Origin of the sequence: Oceanibaculum nanhaiense, from assembly GCF_002148795.1 — a bacterium.
In the GTDB taxonomy this organism is placed as follows: domain Bacteria; phylum Pseudomonadota; class Alphaproteobacteria; order Oceanibaculales; family Oceanibaculaceae; genus Oceanibaculum; species Oceanibaculum nanhaiense.
In genome coordinates this window covers 444,546-463,879 of the sequence record NZ_MPOB01000002.1, presented here as the reverse complement: position 1 = coordinate 463,879, position 19,334 = coordinate 444,546, and the positions used below count along the sequence as shown (strand labels likewise).

Here is a 19,334-nt window from a genome sequence, read left to right as displayed (position 1 = left end):
GAAGACAACCATGCACCCGGCAGCGTCGTCTCGACGCAATAATATGCTTGACGCCCCAGAAGCGATTAGACAACCCCTTCAACCGCTTTGCTGCGACGGGGTTTCGGCAAGGTGCGGAAGTGGAAGCCTGCCTCATCGGTGGAAGCGATCGCCAGAGGCGCAAGCACGGCGCGGAGCTGGGCCTTGCTGGCGCCGGCCATCACGCGTGCCAGGCCCGTCGATATCTCGGTCAGGGCTTCATGGGAATGCGCGACGGACACCTCCGCAATCGCGATGCCTGTTTGCGAATCGCGCATCAACAAGCTGCAGGCGGAATCGCAGGCTGCCGCGTCCAGTTTTATACTGAAGCCACAGGCCGGGCTCTTCAATTCATATTGCTGCTGGATATCAGGACGTGGCATCGATGCGCGCGCCTCACCGACGAGGCCATCCTCGAGGTAGATAGCCAGCGCAAGCGGCAAGGCACTGTCCTTGCGAAACGCCCAGCCGGAAATGGTTGCAGTGTCGGCGTGATCGATATGAACGAGGTATTGCGGATAGCTGAGGATAACTGAGTCGCTGCGTACGACTGTCTCGCCATCCGCGATCTCGAAGGAATATACATGGGGCCGGCCATCCTGAAGAGTCTCAGACATGGTCCAGACACCTTCGAGACACTGCCGAGCCTGTCTCTGGGGGCGGTGAAGGTCAACATCCTCTATCGCGAGACCATCAAGGAAAAGGCGTCCTCTCAGGGCCTTCCCAGGCCAGCCATCTACCTTGATGTAAATCTTGCCGTGCTTTGGCTCCTCAACGCGAACGTCAAGCAGTCGGCTCAGGTTCAAGCGCATTGGGCTGCCGGGAAGCGGTTGCCCATCAACCGTAACGGCAATCTCGTTTTCAAGGCGCGTGATCATATCCTCAGGGATATTGATCTTGAAGCCGGCACGCCCGAAGGGGAACCCTGCCACGATCAAATCAGGGCGCGCCAGGCAAGCCTCCTGCGACGCAACCACACTCCCATTGACCGACACCTGCACGCATGCCGCCTCGCCCACGCCTGATAAGGCCCAGCCGGTGACAAAGAGAGTGGAATCTACGTGCTCGAGGCGACCATGGATGCTTGTCGCCTCAGATTTACGGGGAAAACTCACTTTCGTCGACCTTTCTGTGAGCGGTTCCCCAGTCTCCGCCACCCTGAGAACGACATCATGCTCGGTTCCGTCAAACCACTCTTCGGGAAACGTCAGCCCGAAACCGCTGTAACCGTCGCTCATTCCCAGTTCCAGAATATCCGGTCGGAAGCTTTCTGCCATGACCTTCGCCATAACGATGCCATCGAACAGAATCTCGACCGAGAGCCGCCGATTATGGCATGCGAGATCGCAAAGCCATCCAGAAGCGCCATCTGCCCCCAGATGGTCGACGTATCCTTTGATATCCTCTGCCCTGGCCGGTTCGGCGATAGCGGTATCCAAGTAACTTCCCTTCGAGCGCCTCAAAAGAAGAATACGAAAATCCAGAACAGGTGGGCAAACAGCCCGAGGAAGGACAGCGTAACGATAAACCGCCGGTTCCAGACGATCTTGCGGACGAATGCGCCGAAATACGAGGTCTCCTGCAGGATCGCTTCGGTGCGTTCATCCTGGCGGAACAGCACCTTGTCGTGCGTCTTGACGTCCCGCTGCAGCATCTCCAGCCCTTTCAGGGCGAAGTGATAGAACTTGCCGGTCTCCTGCTGCTTTTCCTGCAGCCCCGCCACCGTGGCCTCCAGCTGCGCCAGCCGGGCGAACAGCGCATGCGTCGCCAGCACCGAGGCCGCCTGTCCCGCCGCCGGCAGTGCCACATCCTGCCCGGCCAGCCTAACCTCGATCCGCCGGCCGACAAGCGCCCGGCCGCCGGGGTGCTGATATTCGAAGGCGTGATGCCCGTCGCCAACGCCATTGGCCGCCAGATCGTCGCGGAGAAGCCCCGCCTCCATCTGCGCCGCCCGGTCGCCATCGACATAGATCTCCACCGCCAGACGCTGGGCCGGCCGGTCCGGGTCCCAGGCCCAGCCATACAGCCGGTCGCCTTCTATCGCGTCGATGCAGCCAAGGATGCCGCCGCGCGAGGGCAGGTCGGACTGGCGCACCGGCACGCCGCCATTCTGCACCATCGACATCAGCGCCGCCCCCCGGCCATTGCCGGATCAAGCGGCTGCAGCACGCACATGTCCTGAAACCCCTCGCCGCCGGTATCGTCCGGCCAATGGCCGCGGATGACCGGCCCGGCCAGTCCCAGCCCGGCCTGCGCGGCGGCCTTCACGAACCAGTCGAGATCGACGGCGATGGCAGCACCCGGATGATCCGCATGCCCTTCCTGCCAGAAGCCGGGATCGTCCGCCCGGAACGGGATGCGGCATTTGCCGGCGCGCAGCCGCGCCCTGACAGCATCGTCCAGGAAGAACGCCGTGCAGAAGAACCGCCCGCCCGGCGCCAAGCTGCGCCGCACCTGCCGCAGGTACTGCGCCATCACACCGGGCGACAGATGCGTGAAGACGGAGACCGCCGCCGCCAGATCGACGCCCGCCTCCCCCACCGGGAAGGCGAAGGAGAGCGGGTCGAGCGCCCCGCCCGGATTATAGAGCGGGTGGCGCAGATCGACCGCGTGGAAGCTGAAATTCGCATGCCGGCTGGAAATCTCGTCCTGGCACCAGCGGATTGCCCCGGCAGCGACGTCGAAGCCGACATAGCTGCCCGTGCGGTCGAGAAAAACCGTCAGGGGAAGGGCGAGCCGCCCGACGCCGCAGCCGATATCGAGAACCCGGTGGTGCGGTTCCAGACCGGCATGGTGCACGAGGTTCCACAGGAACTCCCGGCCGATGGCATCGAAATCCCCGTCGCCGACATCGTGAATGCCGGCCGGCGGGCGCGGCAGGTCGATGATGCCAAAGCTGCGCTCGAACTCAGTCCGCGTTATGGGCCGGGTGACACTGCTCATGCCGGCCTCTTCTCCGGCCTGTGCATCTGGCCGATGACGGCGAGGGCCGGCTCGGTCCGGGTGCTCTCCTCCGCCTGGATGATCCCCAGCATCCGCTGTGCCAGCGCCGCCACATCGCCGGCGGCGAAACCCGTCCCGCCCGACTGCGCCCCCGCCTCGGCCAGCCCGCCCAGATCAGCATAGAGGACGGGACGCCCAATGGCGGCGGACTGGCGCACGATCAGCGGGTCATTCTCCCACCAGACCGAGGGCACAACCACGGCATCGATACCGGCGAGAAGCGACGGCAATTCCTCATGCCCATAGGCGCCACGCATTGACACGGCCGGTCCCAGAGTCTCGACAAGGGCGGCGATGCGCGCCTTATACGCCTCCGGCGCATGCTTGTCCGAGCCGTGCACGGCGATGCGGAAACCCGCCACGCCCTGCGTCTTCAGCCACAAAGCCGCCTCCAGCAGCAGATGCAGCCCCTTATGCGGCATGATATTGGCGAAGAAGCCGAACACCGCCGGCTCTCCCAGCCGGCGCTCGCGCGGCGGCAGGGGCTGTGCGCCCGCCCAGCCTTCCGGCAGCGCATTGGGCTGGCAGGCAATCCGCTCTGCCGGAATGCCCCAGGCGATGAAGCGGTCTCGCAGGAAGGCGCTGGGCGCGATCAGCCGGTCCACAAGGTCCAGTGCCGCCCGGATGCCCTGTTCGCGCAAGGCAAAATCCTCAAGGGACGCTTCCGGAAGACACTGTAGGCAGGCATGGGGCTGCGCAGCATAACACAGCGCGCCGTCCGGTTTCTTCGTCATCAGCCCGTCATTGGCGCAGATCGCGTAGTAATCATGCAGCGTCAGCAGGATTTCCGCCTTCGGGCAGGTCCGCCGGGCGACAACGATACCTTCCACGCCAAGATAGAGCAGATGGTGGAAGTGAATCCGGTCAGGGCGGTAATTCTCCAGAAACTCCCGGAACGATCTTAAAACACCAAGATCATCCAGCTGCGACAGGTGGAAACTATCGAACGCCCGGACCGCGATGCCGGTTTCCGCCGCCCCCCTGGTCGGCGTCAGAAAATCGCTGCCGACCCCTGGTTTGGCATGCCAATAGGGAACACAGGCCAGCAGGTGCGACTCGATGCCGGGTTGCCCAAGCGCAGCGCGATGCAGGCTGCGCGCGCACAGTTCCGTCCCGCCGGGCTGAAATTCGAAGAAGGCTGGGGCGATCTGTAGAATGCGCATCATGCCACCTTCCGCCGCACGCCGTTACCACGTCCGCGCGCAGTCCGCTTCGTCTCGTTGGGTACTTCCTCGCCGTCCGGCACTGGCGTGATCGTTTCACCGGACGCGCGTTGAATCTCGGTGATATCCGCGCCCCACAGCCTCGTATGCAGCCAGCCATTATAGGCATCGACGGGCGCCTGGGTGTAGCTGGCATGGCCGTCGATGGAGGCGCGCTCCATATGCATCAGCGCGCTATCGGCCAGGTACCAGTTGCGCCAGCCCTGCCGGCGGCAGCGCAGGCTGAGGTCGGTATCCTCGAAATCGCCGATCACATACTGCTCGGAAATGCCACCCACGGCCGCGTACTTGTCGCGCGCAATCATCATGCAGGCACCGGTGACGGCGGGAACCTCGCGGGAGGTACTGGCCGCCGGCCAGTCGGCGCCATAGCCCTTGCAATAGACGCCGTTCAGCCACCATTTGGCGATGCCGCCGATGAAATAGAGGCCGGCATGCTGGATACTGCCATCGGGGAACAGCAGCTTCGGGCCGAGCAGCCCGATATCCGGCGTCGCCTTGTAGAAATCCAGCATCCGGCTGAGCCAGCCTGTCCCCATCGGCACGACATCGGAATTCAGGAACAGCAGCATCGGCGCCGCTGCCAGCGATGCGCCCAGATTGGAGGCGCCGGCGAAGCCGTAATTCTCCGCATTGACCGCCAGCCGGCAGGAAACGCCGAAAGTCAGGTGCAGCCCGTGCAGCAGTGATTCGACCTGTGCCGCATCCTCCGGCTTGTCGAGGACGTAGATCAGATCGGCATGCGCCAGATCGGGATCGAAGGCGAAGCGCATCCATTGCGCGCGGATGAAGTCGTAACGACCATAGAGCGGGATGACGATGCTGACCCTGGGCCGTGCCGGTGGCGGCCCGAAGGCGATCACCCGGTCGATCCGCTTGTCCGCAAGACAGTCCGCCTGCAGGGCGGCCAGCGCCGGGTGATACAGCGTTTCCAGAATCTCCGGCGTAATCCGCTCTCGCGGCAGCGATTGCAGCACCAGATCGCGCGCCAGACGCGGCGGCAGCGCCGATACCGCGCTCATCAGGTCCAGCCGTACGCCGCCCGCGAAATCCAGCTCGGCACGGGTCTGCAGGCTGTGCCGCGCGCCCTTCGCCATCGGCAGGAAGGCGACGAAGCCCGGCTCCTGACGCAGGACCGGCAGGCTGTTCTGCTGGAAATGCTTGCCCACCTTGCCATCCTCGATGCGGATCATCCGGTCGAGGATCGAGGCTTTCTCGCCATGGGCGGAAACCGCATCGAAGCGCTCAATCGCCTCATGCGGGTCCCACAGCCAGCCGCGCAGGAAAATGCCGGCATCGCCGCAGGGCACGGCGAAATCGATGCCGCCGCCGAACGGCGCCGATGCATTGGCGCTCGATTGGGCCGGCAGCCCCTGCAGGCGCTGCATCCAGGCGAAGGCCGGGCCGAAGAGGTCATCCTTCGCGATGATCGTGCCCAGCGCTTCGCGCAGCCGAATCCGCACCGGCAACGCGAAGCCAGCGATACGGTCCAAAAAAGCCTTCGGGGATGTGCCGCGTATGGCCGGGCTGGCAATCTTCAGCACCCGGTCCGCCTGGATCATCACGACCAGTTCGTTCTTCAGGGGCCGGTCGTCCTGACCGTTCAGAAACAGCCCCTGAAGATAATCGCCATTGGCGATGCGGCCGATCTCGACCGGCCTGGTCTGCGTCACCCGCGCGCCATCCTCGCCGATCGACAGGATCGTGGCCGGACGTGTATCCGGCGCCGCCAGCAGCGCCTCGACGTAATGCTTACCTTTGGACAGGTCGGTATGATAGCTGACCGGCAGATGGGCGGTCGCCATCTCCAGCAGCAGCGCCCGAATCGCGGAGGTGTCATGCCCCCGTTCGAACAGGCCAAGCCTGGGGGCAGCATCACGCACGAGGAAACCGAGGGTCCGCAGGCACAGATCGTCGCCAAGCAGCCGCGCGGCCTCGGGGAAGGCCAGCGGCGGCCGGGAGAGGACCAGAGGGGTCTTCCTGTCGCCGGCCTCGATCCTGATCTGGGAGACGGGTTGCGTGGACCGGCCGGACCGGCGGAACAGGATGAAACCGCGCCGCCGGACGCCGCCGCGCACATCCACAATGGTACGGAGAAGCTGCTGCACCGGCTTCTCGCCGCGATTGACGATCAGGACGGCATCCGCGGGAAGCGGCGCGGTCTCGGACAGGATGCCGAGAAACAGTTCCCGCCCGAGGAGGAAGAGGTCAATAACGGCGGAACCGGGGGGCGCTGTCTCCCGCATCTGGCATATGAGCCCTTGTTGGCGCGGGACGATTCCGCCCGCCGGTGGCGACAGCGGACCGGAGTCTCCGCCGGCCGGGCTGTCGCGGCAAATTTAGGCCGGCTTTGTTAAGATCAGCTGAACAGGAAGAAGTCCGCCGTCAGCGTGGCGGCATCGACACCCTGAAGCTCGATGGTCGTCCCGTCCGGCATGCTGATGACAGCGTTGCCAGAGCCATTATTGGCGATGGTAAGCTGGTCAAAGCTGTAGCCGGCGATTTCGATCTTGTCGTTGCCGGTGCCGAAATCGGTGATGGTGGCGGCCTGATCGCCTCCCTTGAAGGAGAAGATGTCGTCGCCCGCCCCGCCGGTCAGCGTGTCGCTGCCCATGCCGGAATAGAGCGTGTCGCTGCCGGTGCCGCCGACGATGCTGTCATTGCCCTTGCCGCCACGCAGCTCCGCCGCGACTGCATTGCCGGCGGAGAGGGTATCGTTGCCCTCATTCGCCTGGATGGTGTCGTTACCGGTGCCGCCAAGCATCGAATCGTCGCCCAGGCCGCCATACAGCGAATTATTGCCGGCCGTGCCCTCGACAGTGTCGTTATCCTTGCCGCCGCGCAGCGTGTCGTTGCCGGTACCGCCGACGATGCTGTCGTTACCGAGATTACCCTCAAGCTCGTTGTTCCCGTCGCCATCCGCCGCCTGCCGGCCAAAGACGACATCGTTGCCGGTGCCGCCATAGAGGATGTCGTTGCCTTCACCGCCGCGGACCTGATCGTCGCCGATCCCGCCGAAGATGCTGTCGCTGCCCGCACCGCCGAGCACCGAATCGCTGCCGGCGCCGCCGACGATGCTGGCATTGCCGCTGCCGGTGACGATCAGCGTCTTGCCAGTCGAACCGGACAGCACGACATTCACGGTCTGGCCGCTGCCGACCGTGAAGGTCGAAGTCGGCGTCGTGTCGCTGATCGTATTGGTGCCGGTCGTGCTGACGGTGACCTGGGTGATGGAACCCTCCGACAGGCCAAGCTTATCCAGGAAACTGGAGATATTCGCGCCCTCGGAGGAGCTAATATTGCCGGTGCCGAAAATTCCGCCCGGTACCGTGGCCATGGCTGAGTTCCTTTTTCTGAAGGCTGACACGCCGCCGCAATTCTATGACGACCGCATTGTGATAATTTTATCGAAATATGAGCGCCGCCTGTAAAGGCAGTCAATCAGAAAACACAACCCGGAGAGATTATTAACCAATATTTCAAACGATTATACAGACGTAACGAAAAGAAAATCGGCTTCCGTCAAGAGTTCCACGCCGATTAGCGTTACCTGGCTACCGCCAACGGAAAAAATCAGGGAACCCTCATTTAGCGTCAGCGCAGCAAGGCCCGCCTGAATCTCCGGTTCCGTGACGCCCTCCACCATCAGCAGATCCAGACCTTGCTGGAAATCCAGAATGGTGGGTGCGAGGAGTGCGCCGGGAAAAGCCGGGTCGAAACCGCGCAGCACGAAGACATCCGCCCCCGTGCCGCCTTCCAGCGTGTCACGCCCGAGGCCGGAATAGAGCGTGTCGTCGCCCGCCCCGCCCGTTATCGAATCATGCCCCTTGCCACCGCGCAGCACATCACCGCCTTCGCCGCCTGTCAGCGTGTCCGCGCCCTTGCCGCCGGCCAGCGTGTCGTCGCCGGCAGCGCCATCGATGCGGTCGGCATGATCGCCACCGCTGATCCCGTCGGCCAGCGCGCCGCCGGTCACGTCGATGGGGCCATCGGCAGCGATAAGATGCTCGTTGCCGGCCATCAGCGACAGGATCCGGTCATACTGCGCCCCGCCGATCTGGAAGCCCCAGCCGGTGGTGGAAACCAGCCCGACGACCGCCGGCCCCGCTGCGCCATCTGTCCAGACCGGCCCGCCGCTATGGCCGTTATCAACATCGAAACCTGTCAGTGACAGCACGCCGGCGATCTCCGCCGGGCCGGCGGATGCGGTTTCCGTCACCATCCGCCCGGATTGCAGCCCCGGATAGCCGGTCAGATTGGCCGCGCCCGCCGTGAAGCCGGCATCGAGCGCCATCCAGCCCAGATCGTCGCCCAGCGCGGTATCGAAACTCAGCACGGCATAGTCGCGGGCGGCCTCGGCGATCTCCAGCTCGAAATTGCCATCCGCATCGACGATCTCGTGCGACCAGCCGGTCGCGGTGTAGGTCCCGAAAGGCTGCGCAAGCGGCGTGCTGCCCGGTGCCACCTCGATATGGTCGGCCACGCCATCGCCATAACGGCTGTCATAGACCAGATGCGACGCGGTCAGCACATCGTTGCGCCCTACCACGACGCCGCTGCCGGTCTTGTATTCCGGCCCGTCTTCCGTATCGAACCGGGCACGGACCGACACGACGGTCCGCCACGGCGTCTCTTCGGTGTTGGGGACAACTTCGTATGTCATGCCGGAACCCTATAAGGCCTTTCCGCCGCCGACGGAAGCACCCAGGCCGAGGCGGCCCTGTTCTGGCAAACCGCGTTCCCGCACTCTAAGGTGCTGCGGGTCTGAGAGCGGGGGAAGAGCAGTGCAGCCTGTTTCAAGCGCGGCGCGGACGCAGGGGCTGACCGGCATCGCGCTGATGTGCGTCGGTATCGCCTGCCTGTGCGTGAATGACGCGATCGCGAAGATCCTGACCGATCGCTATGCGCCGCTGCAGATCCTGTTCCTGCGCAACCTCATCGCCCTGCCCTTCGCGCTTCTGGTGGCGTGGCGGATGGGCGGAACCGTGGCCTTGCGCTCCCACCGCCCGGCGGCGCATCTGCTGCGCGGGGTGCTGTGGATCGGCGCAACGCTGCTGTTCTTCACCAGCCTAATCCACCTGCCGCTGGCCGAGGCGACGGCGCTGGTCTTCGTCGCCCCGCTCTTCATCACCGCTCTGTCGGCCCTGTTCCGGGTCGAACAGGTCGGCTGGCGGCGCTGGCTGGCGGTGATCGTCGGCTTCATCGGCGTGCTGGTCGCCCTGCGGCCGGGGGCTGCCGCCTTCCAGCCGGTATCGCTGCTGCCGGTCGCCACGGCCCTGGTCTATGCGCTGCTGATGCTGAGCGCCCGCTGGGTGGATCCCCGCGAAAGCGTGTGGACGCTGCTGCTCTACCTGACCGGCACCGCCGCCCTGCTGAGCGGCCTTCTCGTGCCGTTCTTCTGGACCCCGATCCGGCCCGAGGATATCTGGCTGTTCGTCGCCATCGCGCTGTTCGGCACGATTGGCATGACGATGATGACCCAGGCCTTCCGGCTTGCCCCCGCGACGCTGGTGGCCCCCTTCGACTATACGGCGCTGCTCTGGGCGACGGGGCTGGGCTGGCTGATCTGGCACGAAATCCCGGATTCCATGACCTTCCTCGGCGCGGCCATCATCATCTCCAGCGGCGTGTTCATCCTGCTGCGCAAACGCCGGACGGCCGGATAGCGGCAGGGGCAAGGCCGTAGGGGCAAGACCGCCGGCTATTGATCCTCCCGAATCGAAGGGCCAAATCCAGCAGGGCCAGCGGGAGCGCATCATGAACAGACGGCATTTGCTTATCGGCACCGGAAGTCTGCTGGCGCTTGGCGGCGCGGCGGCATGGATTGCCTTGCGGCAGAGGAGAGCCTCCGCTTCCTACCGCGATGCCATGCAGGCGCTGCGCGCGGAACTGCCGGTCCAGCCGCGCGACCGCGACCTCATCCGCCATGCCACGCTGGCCGCGAACGGCCATAACACCCAACCCTGGATATTCTCGGCAGCACCGGGCAAAATCGCCCTGCAACCAGATTTCAGCCGGCGCACGCCGGTGGTCGATCCGGACGATCATCACCTCTATGCGAGCCTGGGATGCGCCGCCGAGAATCTTGCCCTGGCGGCAGCCGCGCGCGGACAAGGCGGGGAACTGGTCTTCGACGATACTGGCGACGGGCGGATCGTTTTCGCGCATCAGCCAACGGCCCCGCAGGAGTCGGCCCTGTTCGAGGCCATACCGCGCCGGCAATCGACCCGCGCCGTCTATGATGGCCGCCCCGTCAGCCCGGCTGACCTGCGCAGTCTGACCGATGCCGCCGCGATTCCCGGCATCGACATGGTGCTGATCACGGACCGGCCGCAGCTCGACCGTGTCCGCGACCTGGTCATCGCCGGCAACAGCGCGCAGATGGCGGACCCGGCATTTATCCGCGAGCTGAAGGCCTGGCTGCGCTTCAACCCCAGCCAGGCGCTCCGCACCGGTGACGGGCTGTACAGCGCGGCCAGCGGTAATCCGGCGTTGCCAGACTGGCTGGGGCCGCGCGCCTTCGACCTGGTCTTCACCGCAAAGGCGGAGAACGATAAATATGCGGAACAGCTGCGCTCTTCGGCCGGGGTGGCGGTGTTCGTCGGCCAGCAGGACGACCGCGAACACTGGATGCGGGCCGGGCGCGCCTGCCAGCGTTTTGCCCTGCAGGCCACGGCGCTGGGGCTGAAATGCGCCTTCGTGAACCAGCCGGTCGAGGTCGCGGCACTGCGGCCGGAGCTTGCGGCGCTGGTCGGCCTGCCGGGCCGGCGCCCAAACATCGTCCTGCGCTTCGGATACGGCCCGACCCTGCCCTATTCCCCGCGCCGCCCGGTCGATGCGGTGATCCGGGCCGCCTGAACGACGGCCAGCGCCTCGTCAAAGCTTTTGATCGGCGGCAATCCACGCGCTCGAATGGCCTCCCCTGCCCGCCTTATCCTGGAAACAGCCGCCATGCAGATTTTCCGATATGCCGACAACAGGCCGATGCCGTGGAAGAACGGCCAGGGCACCACCACCGAAATCGCGGTGTCGCCAGCCGGCGCCGGACTCGACGATTTCGACTGGCGGCTGTCGATTGCCCGCATGGAAAGCGACGCCCCGTTCTCGGCGTTTCCGGGCATCGTGCGGACGCTGGCAATCGTCGATGGCGCGGGCCTCACCCTGGCGGTCGCGGGCGACACGCCGGTGACGCTCGATCAAGCTGCGGCACCCTACCGCTTCGCCGCCGACCAACCCGCCGAGGCCCGGCTGCTGGACGGCCCGGTCAGCAATTTGAACATCATGACGCGGCGCGCCAGCTGCACGCATTTGATGCGGCGGGTGCGGTTTCAGGGAGAGCTGGAGGTCAGCACCGCCGGCACGCTGCTCGTGCTGTGCCACAGCGGCGGGATAGAGATCGGCGGCACCAGCCTCGCCCCGCTCGACTGCGCGCTGATCGAAGAAACCAAAAAGGCCGCCCTGCACAGCAGCGCGGCCTCCTCGGTATTTCTGATCGATATCTTCAGCGACTGAGACCGATATCTCAGCCGATGCGGCGGCACAGGCGCAGCTTGCGCATGCCGATACCCTGCTTGTAGCTGGGCATCATCAGCAGGCAGTCATCATGCGGCGTCACCAGCGTCTCGCCGTCATCATAGGCTATCGGCGTGCCGGCCTTGGCGATGACCTCCATGCCGATATACTCCTCGGCGAAGCGGAAATCCTCGGTCTTGGCGGTCAGCCCGCCGGTCACTTCCCAGATCTGTGCCTTCGGCGGGGTCTTGCCCTCCGGCGACAGGTTCCGCTCGATGACGGCGGGATCGACCACACCGGCCACGCGCAGGAAATGCATCGCCGTGTCCATCGCCACCCGGCCGGAGGAGGCCGCCCAGTGCTGGCCGCATTCCACCAGCAGCGCCACCTTGTCGTTCTTCGGATCGTTGAACGGCGTGTATTCGATGATGCGCCGGCCGACGATATGGCCGGAGCCGCACATGATATAGGCGGGGAAATTTACCTCGGCCGCGAAGGTACGCTCCTTCTCCAGCCCGTGGCAGATCATCAGCGGCTCGGAATAGGTGCCCAGCGAATGGATGTCGAGCAGCAGGTCCACACTGTCGAAGAACGGCCGCAGCTCGCGCGCGCGGCGCAGCTCCACCGTGTCCTCGCTGCCGTCCAGCCGGTCCTCGACCCAGACCCGGTTGAAATCCTCATCGACGAAGCGCGAGGCATCCGGATTGGTGGCATCGAACCGGCTGTAGGCCATGTGATTCACGAAGGCGAAGCTGAGCTTGCCCTTCACCGGGCGCACGCCCTGCTTCAGCAACGCATCCAGCGCGATGGCGCCGCAGATCTCGTTGCCGTGGGTGATGGCGTTGATCGCCACATGCGGGCCGGGCACGCCGCTGTCGAAGCTGGTGACGAACTCGATGCCGGTATTGCCCTTGCGATAGGGCTCGATGTCCGGGGCGGTCAGCTCGACCGGGTAGCTCTTGGCGGCCATGGCGGCGGTCCTTATCAGGCGGGAAAGTTGAAAGCAGAACAGACAGGTCGCCGGTTATAGACCCGCCGGAAGCCGCCGCCAATCCCTCTCTCTTAACAGGTAACGCCGGCTCACCGGGTCACGCTGGCGGCCTTCAGCGAAGCCGGTTCATGCTCGGCGATGCGTTCCTCCTGCCAGTCCACCAGCGCCGGCACGCAGGACCGGCCGATCTGCCGCAGCAAATCGCACAGCAGCTCCGCCGCGTCGCGGTTCACCAGCGGCCCCAGCCGCAGCGGGAACAGCGAGGTACGGTCGGCCAGCAGCCGCGCCTCCTCGCTTGGCGACAGTACCGGCACCAGCCCGGCCAGCAGCGGGCCGGTCCGTTCCACCAGCTCCGACCAGCCCATGACCAGCGCCAGGCGGGAGCGGTACTGGCCGACGCGCACCGCGATCACCTGGCGGGAGGATTGCGGTTCCGGCGCCTTGATGTCGGCAGCGCTGGCACCCAGCGGCAGCATCATCGGCCCCGGCCCGCCGGAGCGGCGCAGCGGCGGGTAATGCGGTGCGGCGCCCGGCGCCACGGCCAGCAGATCGACGGCGTGATAGGTGGTCTCGCGCACGTCGGTCAGCAGCGGCCTGGCATGGGCAGGGGCAAGCCGGCTGCCCAGCGCCTCGGCCGACAGCGAGATGCGGTAGCTGCCCTGGCGCAGCCCGGTAATGCTGTAGCTGCCATCGCCCAGCGTCGTGGCGCTGGCGACCAGATCGCCGCTGTCGCGGTCGGTGACCACGACCTGAATACCGGGCAGCGGCACCGTCTCGCCCTGCGCGGTGGCGCTGATCGCCTTGCCCTCCACCGTCCAGCTGCGCACCACCGGCAGAATCATGTTCTGCGTGCCGCCCGGCAGCAGCCGCGCCGAATAACCCTCGATGCCCGGCTGCAGATGGGTTTCCGGCAGGGTGGAGGGGATGATGCGCACGTCGCTCGCCTCGAAGGGCTGGACATTGCGCAGGATGGCGATGCCCTGCGCGTCGGTCAGCGCCGAGCGGCGCGCCTGCAGTGCCTGCACCTCGACACCCTCCAGCCTCTCCTCGCCGGAATCGAACACGCCATTCTCGTTCTCGTCCAGGAACACCTGCACGGCGATGGCGCCGTCATTGGCGGCGGGGCGACTCTGCATCCTGACCTTGCCGGTCATCGGCTCGATGCCGGTGGACAGCCGCAGATCGAGGAAGGCGCCATAGACGCCGTTATTGTCGTAGCTGAGGCGCGGGCTGAGAACGACACTGCCCAGATCGTAGTTCAGCCGCGCCTGCACGCGGGTGACATCCGTCTCGAAGCGGTGCCGTATGTCCAGCTCGGTGGTGAAATCCCGGTCGATCAGCCACAGCGAATTGGCCTGGAACTCGGTCATCTCGAATTCCGGTGCGGCCCGGTAGCCAAGGCGGAAGCGGTTGCGCAGCGGGCCAATCGGAAAGCTGGCCTGATGGACCGCATTCAGGCTGGTGCCCTCGCGGCCGGCGCGCAGGTCGGTATCGCGCTCCGTGCTGCGCGTCCACAGCAGATCGTTGTTCAGCGTGAAGCGGCCGATCTGGGTGCCCAGCTTGCCGGTCAGCGACTGCGCCGACTCCAGCGTCGAATCGCTGATCTCCTCCGCGCCCACCGTATAGCGCAGATAGGGCAGACCCAGCACCGGGCCCTTGACCGATCCGGTGAGGGACAGCTCGGTCCGGCGGCGGGTGCCGATATCGGCACTCACCGATTCCGGCCGCACCTCGTGGCTGAAGCGCAGCGAATCCGCGCCGATGCGTGTCTGCACGGCGGCCCTGCCGAGGGTCTGCCCCCGCGTGTCACGCCCCACCAGCCCCTCCGCCAGGAAGGTGCCGATGCGGTATTGCGTGCCGAGCAGCGCATCGCTGATCCGCTCGCCACGGAATTCCGTGGTGCCCGTACTGGCCAGCACGGCGATCCCGTCGCCGACCGACAGCCGCGTGGCCAGGCTGGATTGCAGCCCGCCCTCATCCGGCCCGTCATCGATCATCGAGGCGGCGAACTGGTAGGTCAGCGGCACGCCGCCGATCTCGCCGCCAGCGCTGACCGTGCGGATTTCCTCCTCGATCTGACCCTGCGGGCCATAGCGCACGATCCGGAAACGGTTCTCGCCGGCGAACAGCTCGACATTCTCGAAGAGATACTGCCCGTCATCGCCGACCCGCTGATAGCCGACCAGCTGCTCCTCGCGATACAGCTCGACATCGTAGCCCGGCAGGGCGTCGCCGCTGATCGTGGTGGCATCGCTGCGCAGCTGCGCGCCGACCGGCAGATTGCTGAGATAGACGCCCTGCCCGCTGGCGCTGGGCGCCAGCAACGTGGTGGAAAAGCCGGAGATATCGCCGAACCGCGCCTGCGTCACGAGGCCGAGACCATCCAGCCCGTCCGGGTCGTAATAGGACAGGTTGGCGCGGGCGGAAGACAGCGGATCATCCTCCGTGCCCGACAGATAGGCGGCGAAGGCGCCGCCCAGCAGCCCCGCGCCGACCGTGGCCGCATAATTGCCGCCCAGCCGGGTTTCCTGATTGTTGCCGCCGGTCATCTGCCCGGAGGCCAGCAGATCGACCACCGGCGGGCCGACCAGCGGCGGCCCCTCGGGTGGCGGCGGCAGGGAAGCGGTTGGTGCTACCGTGCCCTGGCTCTGGACAAAGCGCCGCTCGCGCCGCTGGCGCTGCTGGAACGGCAGCAGTTGCTCCGATTCAATGCGCAGTTCCAGATCGGCGAGATTGGCCGTCGCCTCCAGCCCGAACCAGTCCTTCAGCACCCAGTCGCCGATCAGCAGGCTACCGTCGCGCTGCACCACCTCGCCCTCGCGCAGTGCCCGCGTCTCGCCCCGGCTGGTGACGGTGCCGGCGGCGAGATCGAGCCGGAAATCCTTGTCGGGATTGATGAACCAGCCCTCGGCCCGGCCTTGCGCGGCATCGACCAGGATCGGGAATTCGAAGGCCTGCACGAAGGAATCCAGCGGGACACGGAAACCGCCGCCCTCGGCAATCACCATCAGCGGTTCGACCAGTTTTTCGCGGTCGATGCGCACGGTCAGCAGCAGCGCCGTGCCGTCCGGCACCCGGCTGGTACTGCCGGAGGAAGGCCGGGCCGCCCGCGCAGGGTCTGCCGGTAGCGGCGGCAAGGAAGGAGCCGCCTGCGGCAGGCGCGGCGAAGCTTGTGGCGCGGCTTGAGGTGCGGCCTGGGGCAGTGCTTCCGGCGCACCATAGACCGGGGCCACACGCTGGTAGAAGTCGCGCAGCAGCCGCTGCATCGGGTCGGCGGTATTGGCAATTGCAGAACCGGAGACAGACAGCAGCGCGGCGAGGATTACCCCGCCGCCAATCCTCCCATATCCGGCCTGCCCCCGCATTGCCCGGTCATTCCAGCCGGACGGTCGATTCGGCCAGCACCGCGTTGCTCGCCGGATCGATATAGCGAACCATCAGCAGGCCTGCCCCCACCGTCACGCCACTGGCCGGATCGAACGGCACGGTTACCGTCCGCCGCGTGAGGTTGGCATAGATGGCGACGCTGTCCAGCCGGCCGACCTGGACCCCGTCCTTGCCCGGCTGCCCCCAGAAGACCGACATATTGCCGAACAGGCTGGCCGTGCCTTCGCGCTGCATCTCCACCGTCACCCCGCCGGCATCGATGCCGATGGGACGGATGGCGGCGCGGGCGGCGAGATCGCCATGCCGCAGGATCACCGGAATGGAGAAGCCGACGCGCACGGCAAGCTGCATCGCCGCGCCCTGCCCGGTCGCCGATCCGGGCGGCGGCGGTGTCACCGGGCGGAACAGCAGGTGCGACATATACTCGCCCTCCGGCAGTCCTTCCGGCAGCCGGGGAATCAGCCGCACGGTCTGGCGCTCGCCCGGCTGCAGCGTCACCCGCGTCGGCGCCAGGGTGAGCAGACGGCTGGCGGCGCCGGCGGCGTTCTCGCCCTGATCGTCCAGGCCGCCCATCTCATTCATGCGCAGCTGCTGCCAGATCAACTCGTAGCTCTGCGCCCGGTCGCTGGTATTCACCAGCCGGAAGCTGCCGTCGCGGCTCTGCGCGTCCAGCACCAGCCGCTTCGGGGTGATCAGCAGGTCGGCGGAAGCCGGTGCCGCCCCCAGCAGCACCGGGGCCAGCAAGACGAAAAGCAGGAAGGATAATCCACGCATGGCCGGGCCGCCCTCTATTGCAGCGTTACCGTGATGTCGATGGTGCCGGTATAGGTGCTTTCGGTGTAGGGAACGCCGCTGCCCGAGGTGGACAATGTCGCCCCCAGCCGGAAAGTCGCCGTGCCACCGGCATTGGTGATGACAGTCGGCGGATGGTCGAACGCCGTGATCTGGAAGAACTGGCTGGCCGGTACCGCCGCACCGAACAGCGGGGCGGCGTTCACGTCGATATCGACGATGGCGCTGCCCGGCAGGCCGCCAACACGATAGCGGCCGGGCATGCCCTGGGTCAGGGCGATGATGCTGCCGGTCGTCGAAACCGACCCGCTCAGCGGTATAGTCAGCGTGCTGACCGCCGCGTTCGACGGCACGACGAAGGTGCCGAAGACCAGCGGCTCCATCTCCTGCACGGTCTGCGCAGTGGCAGGCGCCGGACAGATAACCGGACAGGCGAAGGCCGCCATCGCCCCGGTGAAGGCAATGGCGGCCATTCTGCTGGTCATCTCAAGCGAACGAACGGCCTTAGAAGAAGGCGGCCGTGATGTCGTAGGTGCCGGTGTAGGTGCCATCGATGAAGGTGGCGGTCGCCGAACCGACGGTGATCGTTGCGCCCATCGGGAAGGTCAGCGTGCCGGCAGCGCCAGTGGTGAACTGGCAGTCGCCACCGCCCGCGATCGCCGTGTTGCACGCACCCACCGTGGCCGTGGTGCCGGTGAAGGTGCCGGCGGACGGCGCGGCGATCTGGAAAGTATCCACCGTGAAGGTGCCGTTACCCGGAGGGGCGGCGCCATTGGTCAGCGTGGCGGTGGCCGGGAAGGTAACCTCCACATTCACGAAGCTGGTGACGCCGGTATCGACGGTGAAATTGCCGGGCGTCGGAGTGCCGGTCTGCACCAGATTTTCCGTACCGGTCGGCGTCGTGGTCGTAAAGGTGCCCGCGGCAGTCAGGGTAGCCTCCGCAGCGTTGGTGCCGTCCTGGATAACCACCAGGCTGCCGAAGCTGAGCGGCGTGTTTTCGGTGATGGTCAGGCTGCTGGCCACCGTGGCCGTCGCCGTGAAAGTCTCGGTCGTCTGTGCCTGCGCGGCCTGCATGACGAAACCTGGGACGACGAAGGCCAGAGCCGCCAGGGCCAGGCCGAATTTGATTAGCCGTTTCATGTTTTCTACCTCCTCCACAACGCCTGCCTATCAAGGTCAGGGCGCCCCCCTTCTGGGGTATTTGCCTATGTAACCCACCTAATATGCCAGAAAACCAGGCGTAGGCAATATTATATAAAATTTACCATTATTTTTCTGAAACTGGATACTCGTTGTGTGCCATACGCTGACAGGCTACTATATTCAGTATGTTTCGCTGATGAATCCGGGGCCATGGCTGGGCGATCCAACAACCGACCGATCCTGACTGCCTGCGTGGCAGCCGGTTTGGCTGTCAGCCTTGCCGGATGCGGCAGCGCGCGTACCGGATTCCTGGCCCCGCCCCGCCTGCCGGCGGACGCCCCGGCAATGCAATCAACCGCCACCGCGCCGAACGATGCCGGCGTTCCCACCCTGGGCTCCGGCAGCGCCTACAGCGCACAGATGGCGCCGGGGGCTATGCCGGGCGCCATGCCGGGCGTCGATGCAATCCTGGCGCGGCTGGAGGAGCTGGACAGCCGGATCACCGGGCTGCAAAAGCAGTTCCAGGCCGCCGAGCCGGCGATCAGCCGGCTGACACGGATCGATGGCGACATCCGCGCCCTGCTGGCGCAGATGGAGGGGGCGGTGGCCGCCCGATCGGAAGAGGCACCGGTGGCCAAGGCGGTCACATCGCGCCCAGGCGCATCTTCTGCCCCCCCGGCTGATGGCCGTCCTGACCGGTCCGCCGAAACCACACTGACCATGGCGACGCCGATCCGGCCGAGTGCGTCTCTGGGCACCCCCTTGGCCGCCCCAACATCCGGGCCGCCATCCGGGCCGCCCTCGGGGCCGCCCTCAGGACCCTTGGCCGATCCCGGCAGCCTGCGCCTCTCCCTGTCGCCGACTCCGGCACTGCCCCAGCCGCAAGCCCAACCGCAGCGGCCCGCCCAGCAACCGACCATGCAGCAACCGGCCACGCAGCAACCGACCGCCCAACAACCGGCCGCGCCGGCGGCGCTGACGGCGGCGGTACATCTCGCCTCCTACCGCAGCATCGAGAATGCGCGCGATGGCTGGCGCATCCTGCAGCGGCGCTATCCGAACGAGCTGGGCACGCTGGTGCCAATGATTCTGGAAGTCGATCTGGGCAGCGGGCGCGGCCGGATGCTGCGACTGCAGGCATCCGCCCTCACGCCCGGCGAGGCCCGCACCATTTGCGACAGGCTGAAGCAGGCCGGGCAATACTGCATCCCGACCGCGGATGCCGGCACACCGCTGGGAACAGCGGTCGCCACACTGCGCTGAGC

16 protein-coding genes are annotated in these 19,334 nt (G+C 66.1%); 4 read left to right on the top strand and 12 right to left on the bottom strand.

What is annotated here, in order from left to right; translation table 11 throughout:
* Nucleotides 1–65 precede the first annotated feature (65 nt).
* The 7 genes from BKM74_RS05280 to BKM74_RS05250 all read right to left on the bottom strand — a co-directional run bounded on the left by BKM74_RS05280 (nucleotide 66) and on the right by BKM74_RS05250 (nucleotide 8,907).
* Entirely contained in the window at nucleotides 66–1,457 is a 1,392-nt protein-coding gene (locus tag BKM74_RS05280; RefSeq protein ID WP_086464631.1) for a hypothetical protein, read from the bottom strand.
* A gap of 20 nt (nucleotides 1,458–1,477) precedes the next feature.
* A complete protein-coding gene (locus BKM74_RS05275) occupies nucleotides 1,478–2,143 on the bottom strand; it encodes a hypothetical protein (RefSeq protein WP_086464630.1) in 666 nt (221 codons plus the stop codon).
* A complete protein-coding gene (locus BKM74_RS05270) occupies nucleotides 2,143–2,961 on the bottom strand; it encodes a class I SAM-dependent methyltransferase (RefSeq protein WP_086464629.1) in 819 nt (272 codons plus the stop codon). The genes BKM74_RS05275 and BKM74_RS05270 overlap by 1 nt, the downstream gene beginning before the upstream one ends.
* Nucleotides 2,958–4,187: a glycosyltransferase gene (locus BKM74_RS05265; RefSeq protein ID WP_086464628.1), complete on the bottom strand. Its 1,230-nt coding sequence runs from the start codon at nucleotides 4,185–4,187 to the stop codon at nucleotides 2,958–2,960. The genes BKM74_RS05270 and BKM74_RS05265 overlap by 4 nt, the downstream gene beginning before the upstream one ends.
* Nucleotides 4,184–6,490 carry a glycosyltransferase gene (locus BKM74_RS05260; protein ID WP_086464627.1) on the bottom strand — a complete coding sequence of 769 codons (2,307 nt, stop codon included), beginning with the start codon at nucleotides 6,488–6,490 and terminating at the stop codon, nucleotides 4,184–4,186. The genes BKM74_RS05265 and BKM74_RS05260 overlap by 4 nt, the downstream gene beginning before the upstream one ends.
* 113 nt (nucleotides 6,491–6,603) lie before the next feature.
* Nucleotides 6,604–7,581, bottom strand: coding sequence for a calcium-binding protein (locus tag BKM74_RS05255; protein WP_086464626.1), 978 nt, complete (start codon nucleotides 7,579–7,581; stop codon nucleotides 6,604–6,606).
* Nucleotides 7,582–7,731: 150 nt separating this feature from the next.
* Entirely contained in the window at nucleotides 7,732–8,907 is a 1,176-nt protein-coding gene (locus BKM74_RS05250; protein ID WP_086464625.1) for a hypothetical protein, read from the bottom strand.
* A 121-nt stretch (nucleotides 8,908–9,028) separates the two neighbouring features.
* Here BKM74_RS05250 and BKM74_RS05245 point away from each other — a divergent pair, with 121 nt between their 5' ends.
* The 3 genes from BKM74_RS05245 (at nucleotide 9,029) to BKM74_RS05235 (ending at nucleotide 11,756) form a co-directional block, all read left to right on the top strand.
* Nucleotides 9,029–9,910 carry a DMT family transporter gene (locus tag BKM74_RS05245; protein WP_217895439.1) on the top strand — a complete coding sequence of 294 codons (882 nt, stop codon included), beginning with the start codon at nucleotides 9,029–9,031 and terminating at the stop codon, nucleotides 9,908–9,910.
* A 91-nt stretch (nucleotides 9,911–10,001) separates the two neighbouring features.
* The gene (locus tag BKM74_RS05240) at nucleotides 10,002–11,102 is read left to right on the top strand and encodes an Acg family FMN-binding oxidoreductase (RefSeq protein ID WP_086464624.1); all 1,101 of its coding nucleotides are present in this window, start codon (nucleotides 10,002–10,004) and stop codon (nucleotides 11,100–11,102) included.
* Between the two features lie 93 nt (nucleotides 11,103–11,195).
* Nucleotides 11,196–11,756, top strand: a complete 561-nt coding sequence (locus BKM74_RS05235) for a HutD/Ves family protein (protein WP_176342403.1) — start codon at nucleotides 11,196–11,198, stop codon at nucleotides 11,754–11,756.
* A 10-nt stretch (nucleotides 11,757–11,766) separates the two neighbouring features.
* Here the strand turns inward: BKM74_RS05235 and BKM74_RS05230 are convergent, their stop codons facing one another.
* The 5 genes from BKM74_RS05230 to BKM74_RS05210 all read right to left on the bottom strand — a co-directional run bounded on the left by BKM74_RS05230 (nucleotide 11,767) and on the right by BKM74_RS05210 (nucleotide 18,066).
* Nucleotides 11,767–12,726 carry a M14 family metallopeptidase gene (locus tag BKM74_RS05230; RefSeq protein ID WP_086464622.1) on the bottom strand — a complete coding sequence of 320 codons (960 nt, stop codon included), beginning with the start codon at nucleotides 12,724–12,726 and terminating at the stop codon, nucleotides 11,767–11,769.
* Between the two features lie 110 nt (nucleotides 12,727–12,836).
* Nucleotides 12,837–16,112, bottom strand: coding sequence for an MSCRAMM family protein (locus BKM74_RS05225; RefSeq protein WP_086464621.1), 3,276 nt, complete (start codon nucleotides 16,110–16,112; stop codon nucleotides 12,837–12,839).
* 7 nt (nucleotides 16,113–16,119) lie between these two features.
* On the bottom strand, nucleotides 16,120–16,908 hold the full coding sequence (locus tag BKM74_RS05220; RefSeq protein WP_086464620.1) for a fimbrial biogenesis chaperone: 789 nt from the start codon (nucleotides 16,906–16,908) through the stop codon (nucleotides 16,120–16,122).
* 14 nt (nucleotides 16,909–16,922) lie between these two features.
* Nucleotides 16,923–17,411, bottom strand: coding sequence for a DUF4402 domain-containing protein (locus BKM74_RS05215; protein WP_176342402.1), 489 nt, complete (start codon nucleotides 17,409–17,411; stop codon nucleotides 16,923–16,925).
* Nucleotides 17,412–17,430: 19 nt separating this feature from the next.
* Entirely contained in the window at nucleotides 17,431–18,066 is a 636-nt protein-coding gene (locus BKM74_RS05210; RefSeq protein ID WP_086464618.1) for a DUF4402 domain-containing protein, read from the bottom strand.
* Nucleotides 18,067–18,414: 348 nt separating this feature from the next.
* Between BKM74_RS05210 and BKM74_RS18685 the strand changes: the two genes are divergently transcribed.
* Nucleotides 18,415–19,332, top strand: coding sequence for a hypothetical protein (locus BKM74_RS18685; protein ID WP_086464617.1), 918 nt, complete (start codon nucleotides 18,415–18,417; stop codon nucleotides 19,330–19,332).
* Nucleotides 19,333–19,334: the final 2 nt, after the last annotated feature.

What these genes read in the sequence shown, in the direction of transcription:
- BKM74_RS05275 (WP_086464630.1), bottom strand. Translation starts at nt 2,143, where the DNA reads ATGTCGATGGTGCAGAATGGCGGCGTGCCGGTGCGCCAGTCCGACCTG.
- BKM74_RS05270 (WP_086464629.1), bottom strand. Translation starts at nt 2,961, where the DNA reads ATGAGCAGTGTCACCCGGCCCATAACGCGGACTGAGTTCGAGCGCAGC.
- BKM74_RS05265 (WP_086464628.1), bottom strand. Translation starts at nt 4,187, where the DNA reads ATGATGCGCATTCTACAGATCGCCCCAGCCTTCTTCGAATTTCAGCCC.
- BKM74_RS05260 (WP_086464627.1), bottom strand. Translation starts at nt 6,490, where the DNA reads ATGCGGGAGACAGCGCCCCCCGGTTCCGCCGTTATTGACCTCTTCCTC.
- BKM74_RS05255 (WP_086464626.1), bottom strand. Translation starts at nt 7,581, where the DNA reads ATGGCCACGGTACCGGGCGGAATTTTCGGCACCGGCAATATTAGCTCC.
- BKM74_RS05250 (WP_086464625.1), bottom strand. Translation starts at nt 8,907, where the DNA reads ATGACATACGAAGTTGTCCCCAACACCGAAGAGACGCCGTGGCGGACC.
- BKM74_RS05240 (WP_086464624.1), top strand. Translation starts at nt 10,002, where the DNA reads ATGAACAGACGGCATTTGCTTATCGGCACCGGAAGTCTGCTGGCGCTT.
- BKM74_RS05235 (WP_176342403.1), top strand. Translation starts at nt 11,196, where the DNA reads ATGCAGATTTTCCGATATGCCGACAACAGGCCGATGCCGTGGAAGAAC.
- BKM74_RS05230 (WP_086464622.1), bottom strand. Translation starts at nt 12,726, where the DNA reads ATGGCCGCCAAGAGCTACCCGGTCGAGCTGACCGCCCCGGACATCGAG.
- BKM74_RS05225 (WP_086464621.1), bottom strand. Translation starts at nt 16,112, where the DNA reads ATGCGGGGGCAGGCCGGATATGGGAGGATTGGCGGCGGGGTAATCCTC.
- BKM74_RS05220 (WP_086464620.1), bottom strand. Translation starts at nt 16,908, where the DNA reads ATGCGTGGATTATCCTTCCTGCTTTTCGTCTTGCTGGCCCCGGTGCTG.
- BKM74_RS05215 (WP_176342402.1), bottom strand. Translation starts at nt 17,411, where the DNA reads ATGACCAGCAGAATGGCCGCCATTGCCTTCACCGGGGCGATGGCGGCC.
- BKM74_RS05210 (WP_086464618.1), bottom strand. Translation starts at nt 18,066, where the DNA reads ATGAAACGGCTAATCAAATTCGGCCTGGCCCTGGCGGCTCTGGCCTTC.
- BKM74_RS18685 (WP_086464617.1), top strand. Translation starts at nt 18,415, where the DNA reads ATGCAATCAACCGCCACCGCGCCGAACGATGCCGGCGTTCCCACCCTG.